At 33.8% G+C, this 4640-nt stretch carries 5 protein-coding genes; 4 read left to right on the top strand and 1 reads right to left on the bottom strand.

The features are described 5' to 3' along the window. The 3 genes from PHC28_RS12270 to PHC28_RS12260 form a co-directional block, all read left to right on the top strand. On the top strand, positions 1-361 hold a 361-nt coding region (locus tag PHC28_RS12270), incomplete at its 5' end, for a TolC family protein (protein ID WP_300100784.1). 8 nt (positions 362-369) lie between these two features. Next, the gene (locus tag PHC28_RS12265; RefSeq protein WP_300100780.1) at positions 370-1449 is read left to right on the top strand and encodes an HlyD family secretion protein; all 1080 of its coding nucleotides are present in this window, start codon (positions 370-372) and stop codon (positions 1447-1449) included. Between the two features lie 54 nt (positions 1450-1503). Next, a complete protein-coding gene (locus tag PHC28_RS12260) occupies positions 1504-3075 on the top strand; it encodes a DHA2 family efflux MFS transporter permease subunit (protein WP_300100775.1) in 1572 nt (523 codons plus the stop codon). A gap of 87 nt (positions 3076-3162) precedes the next feature. On the opposite strand, the gene yaaA is transcribed toward PHC28_RS12260, so the two are convergent. Continuing rightward, entirely contained in the window at positions 3163-3921 is a 759-nt protein-coding gene (gene yaaA, locus PHC28_RS12255; RefSeq protein ID WP_300100772.1) for a peroxide stress protein YaaA, read from the bottom strand. A gap of 244 nt (positions 3922-4165) precedes the next feature. Between yaaA and tnpA the strand changes: the two genes are divergently transcribed. Continuing rightward, the gene (gene tnpA, locus PHC28_RS12250; protein WP_300100769.1) at positions 4166-4627 is read left to right on the top strand and encodes an IS200/IS605 family transposase; all 462 of its coding nucleotides are present in this window, start codon (positions 4166-4168) and stop codon (positions 4625-4627) included. The last annotated feature ends 13 nt before the right edge of the window (positions 4628-4640 follow it).

Raw genomic sequence — 4640 nt, 5'->3', positions numbered from 1 at the left:
AAATGGCACAATGGTAAAACTGTCCCAAAGCAAATCGATTGAAGTTCAAAATTTGCAAGAAATCCTTATTGATAACATTAAAATTCAGGTAAAACAAGCCATTGAAAACTATGATTTATCATTAAAACAAAGTCAAGTTTACCTTGAGGCATTCGAACAAGCATCAGAAAATTACCGAATTGTAAAAGACAAATACGACAACGGCCTTTCGGATACGAATGACTTACTTGAAGCCGATGTAGAACAACTAAGTTCGAAAATCAATACCGCATTAGCAAAAGCCAATATCATCCAAAAATATTACGAATTACTTTCGGCAACAGGACAATTATCACAATCATTCAATCTTTCAAAAATATAATCAATCCCATGGAAAAGAAAAAAACAAATAAAAAATTTATAATTATCCTTTTGGTTTTTGTGGTTTTTGGAGTCGTTTATGGCAGTTTCAAATACCTTCATTCCTTGTCTCACGAAGGCACTGATGACGCTCAAATTGAGAAAAATATGAATCCAATTATCCCTAAAGTTTCAGGATATATTAGCAAAGTTTACATCAAAGACAATGATTTTGTAAAGAAAGGAGATACTTTATTTACCATTGACAAACGAGATTTTCAATTAAAAATAGAAGAGGCAAACGCAGCATTAATTGCAGCTGAAGGAAGTTTTGAAGTAGCAAAAGCTGACATAGGAAGTGCTATGGCAAGTATTTCGATTTCTGATGCCAATGTTCAATCGGCTGGCGGAAATATTGAATCGGCAAAAATTAGATTGAACCAAATTACTAGTGATTTTAATCGTTATAATAATTTATACAAAAACCATTCAATCACTAAACAGCAATATGAGCAAGCATTAACAGCCAAACAAGAAGCTGAAAATCAGGTTCGAATTTTGCAACAACAAGAAAAAGCGAGTGCCTATCAAAAAACAGCCATTATAGCCAAATCTAAAGTTTCAAATAAACAAACTGAAGTGGCTGCTGCCAATATCAAAAAAGCAAAAGCTTTACTTGACGTTGCAAAACTAAACTTATCTTATACTGTCGTTACTGCTGCGATTGACGGACAGGTTTCGAAAATTGAAATCCAACCGGGACAATTGGTTCAACCAGGACAATCACTTTTTTATATAATCAATAATTCAACTGCTTGGGTGATTGCTAATTTCAAGGAAACCCAATTGGATAAAATGGTTATTGGACAAAAAGTAACCATCAAAGTAGATGCCTATCCTGATTATAATTTCGAAGGTGAAATAGCTTCCTTTTCACCTGCAACTGGTTCCGTATTTTCTTTATTGCCTCCAGATAATGCTACTGGAAACTTTGTAAAAACTATTCAACGTTTGCCTGTAAAAATAAGTTTGGATGAATCAAACGATGCCGAAAAAATAAAATTATTGCGTCCTGGAATGAATGTAAATGTTGATGTTCATTTGAATTAATCCTACCCTTTTTAGAAAAAGACAAATAATTAATCTAAAATACCAAAATAAACGGTGGAAGACGAATTAGTAGAATATGGTTTCAGAAGGATTATCATTACGATAACCGCTGTACTATGTGCCTTGCTTGAAATTGTGGATACCACAATTGTAAACGTGGCTTTAAACAATATGCGAGGTAGCCTTGGCGCGACTCTTACGGATATTGCTTGGGTAATTACGGCTTACGCAATTGCCAATGTTATTGTAATTCCAATGACAAGTTGGCTTTCGCAACAGTTTGGTCGTCGTAATTATTTTGCAGCCTCTATTATTATCTTCACTGTTTCCTCCTTTTTATGTGGCAATGCCGATAATATTTGGGAACTCGTCGCCTTCCGATTCGTTCAAGGACTTGGTGGTGGAGCCTTATTAGTAACAGCACAAACAATCATTACTGAAAGTTATCCTATTGCCAAAAGAGGAATGGCGCAAGCAATTTACGGAATGGGAGTAATCGTGGGACCTACGCTTGGACCGCCATTAGGAGGTTATATTGTAGATCATTTTTCTTGGCCATTTATCTTTTACATCAACATTCCAATAGGAATTATGGCAACTATACTGACGATAATGTTTGTCAAAAGTCCAAAATATGGTGACAAACTAAAAGCCAATCAAGTCGATTGGTGGGGAATTGCCTTTTTAGCAACTTTCATCGGTTCTTTACAATTTGTTTTAGAACACGGACAACAAGATGACTGGTTCAACGACAATTTGATTTTGAGTTTAAGTATCGTATCCTTATTTGGATTAATCCTTTTCATCAAAAGAGAACTCACTTACAAACATCCTATTGTCAACTTAAAAGTGTTGAAAGATACTAATTTGAGAGTGGGAACTATTATGAGTTTTATTATGGGATTTGGTTTATATGGCTCTACTTTCATAGTGCCTATTTACACCCAATCTGTTTTAGGTTGGAGTGCTTTGGACGCAGGTTTATTACTAATTCCAAGTTCAATAACTACCGGAATTATGATGCCTTTTATTGGAAAAATGATTCAACGAGGCGTTCCACAAGCTTATATGGTAGCTGTAGGATTCTTAATATTTTTCTTTTTTACCTTCTGGATGCACGACATAATTACACCAGATACTAGTGCTGATGAAATGTTTTGGCCTTTAATTTTAAGAGGAGTTGGTCTCGGATTATTATTCGTTCCTATTACAACACTTTCCTTATCGACACTTTCTGGCAGACAAATCGGAGAAGGTGCCGCTTTTACAGGTATGATGAGACAATTAGGAGGTTCTTTTGGTATTGCCATCATCACCACTTTCATTGCAAGATTTAATCAGGAACACCGTGTGAATTTAATTTCTCACCTTGACAAAACTTCTTTACAAGTGCAACAAACCGTTCAGGGAATGCAGCAAAGTTTTATGTCAAAGGGTTTCACTTTCAATGAGTCGTTGGCAAAAGCCTATAAAGCAATCGAGTATAAAGTAATGGTTCAAAGTTCCGTGTTAACGTATATGGATGTATTTCTGTATTTAGGCATCTTGTTCTTACTTTGTATTCCATTCATCCTGATGATTAAAAAAGGAAAAAACAAAATTAATCCTGCTGATGCGATGCATTAGATTTTTGATTGCAGATTAACGATTTTAGAATTCAGATTTTGTGTTGATAAATACGATATTTCTAGGGTTAATACTTCTGCAATCTTTTTATCGTGTAAAAACCAAATGATTTCCTTTAGATAAATTGGCGTCAAATTGATAACCTTCGTAGTTAAATCCTTTTAAATCGTCAATGGTTTCGGCATTGGTATCGATGATAAAACGCACCATCATTCCCCTCGCTTTCTTGGCAAAGAAACTGATTATTTTTAATTTTCCATTTTTGTAATCCTTGAATTCAGGAGTAATTACAGGCACTTTCAATCCTTTTACATCGACTACCGAAAAATATTCATTACTTGCCAAATTGATAAACAATTCTCCTTTTTTGAGTTCTTTATTCAATGCTTTTGTAACCTTAGATTTCCAAAAATCATATAAGTTTTTGCTTTCGCCAATGGGTAATTTAGTTCCCATTTCTAAACGATAGGCTTGCATTAAATCTAATGGTTTAAGGATACCGTATAAACCTGAAAGAATTCTTAAACTGTCTTGTAGTGTTTCCAATTTTTCTACTGGAATGGAATACGCATCTAAACCAGTATATACATCCCCATCGAAAGCAAAAATAGCAGGACGAGCATTTTCTGGATTGAAAGGCGTTTTCCAATCTTGATTGCGTTGCCAATTCAAATCGGCCAATTTATCCGAAATATCCATTAATTCGGACAGCTCTTTTGGCGATTTTTGTTTCAATACTTTATGAACTTGACGTGCTTCTTTTAGAAACAATGCCTCCGAAAATTTTGAAGTTGGCAATGCTTTTTCAAAGTTCAATGATTTGGCTGGCGAAATGACGATTTTCATAGTTATGTATTCACTTATTGGAAGTTTCAAAAGTACAAATTGAAAAACCGAAAATGAAAATTGTAGAACATTTTATTTGTGGTATTTTTGGATTTGAAAAGAGTCACAAACTTGGTGGATTTGAACAGATTATTTTTTAGCTTTACAAGAATCTATTTGGTAAGATTATTAGTTCCGTTAGGAACTAAATATTGGTAGAAAAATTAGCAACCACTCACGCTGTCCTGTCAGGGACTTAACAATTATGGCAAATACATATACCCAAATCCATATCCATTTTGTTTTTGCAGTAAAATTTAGATATGGAATTATTCAAACTCAGTGGAAAAATAATTTATATCAATATATAACAGGAATAGTTCGAAACAATAACCATAAACTTTTGGCGATTAATGGAATGTCAGACCACATTCATATTTTAATTGGAATCAGGCCGTCACAATCTATTTCTGATCTAATGAAAGATGTTAAACAAGGCTCTTCGTTATGGATAAATGAAAATAAACTAACAAGCAGACATTTTGAATGGCAAGAGGGTTATGGTGCGTTTTCTTATAGCAAATCACAAGTTAATAGTGTCATTGATTACATTCGGAATCAAGAAATTCATCACAAAAAAAGGACGTTTCGAGAGGAATATATTGAATTTTTAGAGAAATTTGAAATAGATTATGATGAAAAATATATCTTTAAAGAATTACTTTAAAGTATAGTCCCTA

Origin of the sequence: Flavobacterium sp., assembly GCF_028712645.1 — a bacterium.
Classification (GTDB): domain Bacteria; phylum Bacteroidota; class Bacteroidia; order Flavobacteriales; family Flavobacteriaceae; genus Flavobacterium.
This window is presented reverse-complemented; position numbering and strand designations above follow the sequence as displayed.